Below are 4,543 nucleotides of genomic sequence, written 5' to 3' on the forward strand. Positions count from 1 at the left end.
GACCGGTTCCGCGCCTGCCGCCCCGGCTGCGCCGACGGGCGTTCCGACCGGCCAATAAGGGCGCGGTCCACGTTTCAAGCTCCGGCAGGCCAAAAGCCTGCCGGTTTTATTTTGTGAAGATTCCACAGCCGTTTTTATAAAGCAGACGATTTGGGCTGGCGGAATCACCAATGAAAAGGTATCCGGTGAATCCCATGGCGCGATATGTATTCATAACTGGCGGCGTGGTTTCTTCCCTCGGAAAAGGAATTGCGGCCGCGGCACTCGGAGCTTTGTTACAAGCACGAGGTTACCGGGTTCGGCTGAGGAAGCTCGATCCTTATCTCAACGTCGACCCGGGCACGATGAGCCCGACGCAACACGGCGAGGTTTTTGTCACCGACGACGGGGCGGAAACCGACCTCGATCTCGGTCACTACGAGCGCTTCACGGGGCGCTCGGCGACGAAGACCGACAACATCACCACGGGCCGCATCTACAAGAACATCATCGACAAGGAACGCCGCGGTGACTATCTCGGCGCGACCGTCCAGGTGATCCCGCACGTCACCAACGAGATCAAGGATTTCGTTACCGAAGGCAATGACGATTATGATTTCGTCATCTGCGAGATCGGCGGCACGGTCGGCGACATCGAGGCGATGCCGTTCATGGAAGCGATCCGCCAGCTCGGCAACGACCTGCCGCGCGGCACCGCGATCTATCTCCACCTGACCCTGATGCCGTTCATTCCGGCGGCCGGCGAATTGAAAACCAAGCCCACCCAGCACTCTGTCAAAGAGCTGCAGGCGATGGGGATTGCCCCCGACATCCTGCTGGTGCGCGCCGACCGGGAAATCCCGGAACCCGAACGCCGCAAGCTGTCGCTGTTCTGTAATGTCCGCCCGTCCGCCGTCATCCAGGCGCTCGACGTCGCCAATATCTACGACGTGCCGATGGCCTACCACAAGGAAGGCCTCGACAATGAGGTGCTCGCCGCCTTCGGCATCGAACCGGCCCCCAAGCCGCGCCTCGACGCCTGGGAGGAGGTCTGCAACCGCATCCGCACCCCGGAAGGCGAAGTGACGATCGCGATCGTCGGCAAGTATACGGGCCTCAAGGACGCCTACAAGTCGCTGATCGAGGCGCTGCATCACGGCGGCATCGCCAACCACGTCAAGGTCAACCTCGAGTGGATCGAGTCGGAGATCTTCGAGAAGGAAGATCCGGCGCCCTGGCTCGAGAAAGTCCACGGCATCCTGGTACCCGGCGGATTCGGCGAGCGGGGCTCGCAGGGCAAAATCCATGCGGCTCGTTTCGCGCGCGAACGCAAGGTACCGTATTTCGGCATCTGCTTCGGCATGCAGATGGCCGTCATCGAGGCCGCCCGCAATCTCGCCGGCATCGAGAAGGCATCGTCGACGGAATTCGGTCCTTCCAAGGAGCCGGTGGTCGGCCTGATGACCGAATGGGTGAAAGGCAACGAACTCGAAATCCGTTCAGTGGCCGGTGACCTCGGCGGCACGATGCGCCTCGGCGCCTACAAGGCGGCGCTCAAGAAGGACACCAAGATCGCGGAAATCTACGGCTCGACCGATATTTCCGAGCGTCATCGCCACCGTTACGAGGTGAATGTCGACTACAAGGACCGGCTGGAAAACTGCGGCCTGGTATTCTCGGGCATGTCGCCGGACGGCGTGCTGCCGGAGACGATCGAATATCCGGACCATCCGTGGTTCATCGGCGTGCAGTATCACCCGGAACTGAAGAGCCGGCCGCTCGATCCGCATCCGCTGTTTGCGAGCTTCATCGAAGCGGCCCTGGAACAAAGCCGCCTCGTCTGAGCAAATTCAGAAAGGCAGGGTTTCGCATCCTGCCTTTTTGCCGTCAGGCGGAGAACTTCTGTTTTCGCACTAGCAAGATTGCCTCAAAATCCCCTATGCTGGCCGAATTGCTCTTTTCATTTCAGCGGTGCGATATGGCCATTTTCGACAGATTTTCCCTCGTTGGACGCGTAGCGCTTGTGACCGGCAGCGGCCGAGGGCTTGGCCTGCAGATGGCCAAGGCGCTGGCTGAGGCCGGCGCGCATGTCGTGCTCAGCGGCCGCTCCGGCGACATGCTTGAACAGGCCGTTGCCTTCATCACGGGTGAGGGCGGCAAGGCGAGCGCTGCGGCCTTCGACGTCGCAGATCTCGATGCCGGACGCGAGGCGATCGCAAAACTCCACGCAGATCATGGCCGGCTGGATATCCTGATCAACAATGTCGGCGCCCGCGACCGGCGCCCGTTTGCGGCGTTCAGCGATGCAGAGATCCTGAACCTGATCCAGACCGACCTGCTCTCGGCAATCGCCTTGTCCCGCAAGGCCGCTGATATCATGAAGGCTCAGGGCCATGGCCGCCTCATCTCGGTCACGTCGATCATCGGCAACATGGCCCGTTCGGGTGATGCTATCTATCCTATCGCCAAACAGGGGCTGACCGGTCTGGTCAGAAGCCTGGCGGCCGAATACGGCCCGTTCGGCGTGACCAGCAACGCGATTGCGCCTGGCATGTTCGCCACCGAGACCAATGCAGAAATTTCCGCAAACTCCGACATGAACGCATTCATGCGCCAGCGCGTGCCGCTGCAGCGGTGGGGTCGCCCCGAAGAGATCGCCGGCGCCGCATTGTTTCTGGCAAGCGACGCCGGCTCCTTCGTCAACGGCCATGTGCTGACCGTCGACGGCGGCATGTCCATTCAGATGTGATCGCGAGTCACGCCGCCTGGGGAAGGGGGCCGACATAGACCGAGCGAGGCCGGATCAGCCGGCCTTCCAGCGCCTGTTCGCGGGCATGGGCGATCCAGCCGACCATGCGGCCGACCGCAAAGACGCCGGTGAAGGCAGCCCGCGGAAATTTCAGCGCATCGAGCAGCAGGGCCGTGTAAAACTCGACATTGACGTCGAGCGGCCGGTCCGGCTTGCGCTCCCTGAGGATGGCGAGCGCCGCCTGCTCGACGGCTTCGGCAAGCCGGATGCGGTAGGGGTCCACCTGTCCGGTCGTGACCAAGGGCCGCAATGCGCCCTTCAGTGCGTCGGCGCGGGGATCGCGAACGCGGTAGATGCGGTGGCCGAAGCCCATCAGACGCTCGCCGCGATCGAGCGCCTGGCCGAGCCAGGTCTTGGCATTGTCCTCGCCGCCGATCGCGTCCAGCATGTCGAGTACCGGTCCCGGCGCCCCGCCATGCAGTGGACCCTTGAGCGCGCTGATGGCAGCCAGCACCGATGACGTGAGGCCGGCGCCGGTCGAGGCGACGACGCGTGAGGCGAAGGTCGAGGCGTTGAGACCGTGATCCGCGATCGTCACCAGATAGGCGTCCAGCGCTGCGACCTGTTCACGCGTCGGCAGGCTGGCGTACAGCATTGCAAGGATATCGGCAGACTGGGAGAGCGACGCGGTGGGCGCCACCGGCGTCTCCCCCTTCTGGAGCCTCAGCACGGCCGGCAGGAAGACGGCGGGGGCCGCGAGCAGTCGAAGCGTCGTTTCGAAATCCTCTCCGTCCGGCAGCCGCGCGATCAGGGCGCGCATGGCATCGACAGGTGGCAGGTTCAGAAGCGCGGCATCTGCGGCGCGCACATGCGCAAAAACTTCGGCGCGGGCCTGGCCAAGGCGGGCCTTGAGATCGGCCGCGGTGACGGGATGTTCCAGAAAGCCATCAAGGAGCAGCGCTGCGGCGTCTTCATAGGTCGCGCGCTCGACAAGCAGGTCGAGAGATACGCCGCGAATGACGAGGCGTCCCGCTTCTCCGTCCACATCCGAAAGCCGGGTCTCGGCGGCGATGACATCTTCAAGTCCGTTGTTTTTCATGAGTGTTTCTCCTTTACGAAGATGATGATCCGACCTAGTCTTATTGACGTCAATCTTGATGCAATCGATCAATATGAACATGCTCTGGATCACCGCCGAAGAAGCGCTCTCCCGCCTCGGGACCAAACCGCAGACGCTTTATGCCAATGTCAGCCGCGGCCGCATCCGCGCCAAGCCGGATCCTGCCGATCCGCGCCGCAGCCTCTATCAGGCCGACGACGTCAAGCGCCTCTCGGAACGGCATGCGGGGCGGCGACAGTCGGCAGCGGTGGCAGCGGACGCGATCCGCTGGGGCGATCCGGTCCTGCCGACGACAATCTCGACGATTTCCAACGAGCGGCTTTTCTATCGCGGTCGCGATGCCGTCGAACTGTGCGAACATGCGACGCTGGAAGAGGTCGCCGCACTTCTCTGGGATACGGAAAGCGTGCGCGTCGCAGCAGGCAGGGTAGGGCAGAACGGCTCCAGCCGCATGGCTGCGGCCTTTGCCGGGCTTGCCGCCCGGGTGATGAGCGACCTGCCGGCGCTGCGGCGGAAACCCTTCATCCTGCGTGCCGAAGCAGCCGACGTGCTCTCGACCGTCGCCATGGCGCTTGCTCCGTGGCCGGATCCGCAGCCCCTGCATGAGCGACTGGCGCTCGGCTGGCAGCGTCCCGATGCGGCCGAGCCTATCCGCAGGGCACTGGTGCTGGCAGCCGAACATGAACTCAACGTTT

At 63.3% G+C, this 4,543-nt stretch carries 4 protein-coding genes; 3 read left to right on the forward strand and 1 reads right to left on the reverse strand.

The window, feature by feature from the left end:
- Nucleotides 1-194: 194 nt before the first annotated feature.
- Nucleotides 195-1,823, forward strand: a complete 1,629-nt coding sequence (locus tag MOV61_RS28550) for a CTP synthase (RefSeq protein WP_038549208.1) — start codon at nt 195-197, stop codon at nt 1,821-1,823.
- A gap of 134 nt (nt 1,824-1,957) precedes the next feature.
- Nucleotides 1,958-2,728: an SDR family oxidoreductase gene (locus MOV61_RS28555; RefSeq protein ID WP_247139002.1), complete on the forward strand. Its 771-nt coding sequence runs from the start codon at nt 1,958-1,960 to the stop codon at nt 2,726-2,728.
- A 7-nt stretch (nt 2,729-2,735) separates the two neighbouring features.
- Here the strand turns inward: MOV61_RS28555 and MOV61_RS28560 are convergent, their stop codons facing one another.
- Entirely contained in the window at nt 2,736-3,827 is a 1,092-nt protein-coding gene (locus MOV61_RS28560; protein WP_247139003.1) for a citrate synthase/methylcitrate synthase, read from the reverse strand.
- 79 nt (nt 3,828-3,906) lie between these two features.
- Here MOV61_RS28560 and MOV61_RS28565 point away from each other — a divergent pair.
- On the forward strand, nt 3,907-4,543 hold a 637-nt coding region (locus tag MOV61_RS28565; protein ID WP_309493870.1), incomplete at its 3' end, for a citrate/2-methylcitrate synthase.

This window comes from Neorhizobium sp. BETTINA12A (assembly GCF_023006485.1).
In the GTDB taxonomy this organism is placed as follows: domain Bacteria; phylum Pseudomonadota; class Alphaproteobacteria; order Rhizobiales; family Rhizobiaceae; genus Neorhizobium.

Coding starts and splice junctions, on each gene's coding strand:
- MOV61_RS28555 (WP_247139002.1), top strand. CDS start 1,958: ATGGCCATTTTCGACAGATTTTCCCTCGTTGGACGCGTAGCGCTTGTG.
- MOV61_RS28550 (WP_038549208.1), top strand. CDS start 195: ATGGCGCGATATGTATTCATAACTGGCGGCGTGGTTTCTTCCCTCGGA.
- MOV61_RS28560 (WP_247139003.1), bottom strand. CDS start 3,827: ATGAAAAACAACGGACTTGAAGATGTCATCGCCGCCGAGACCCGGCTT.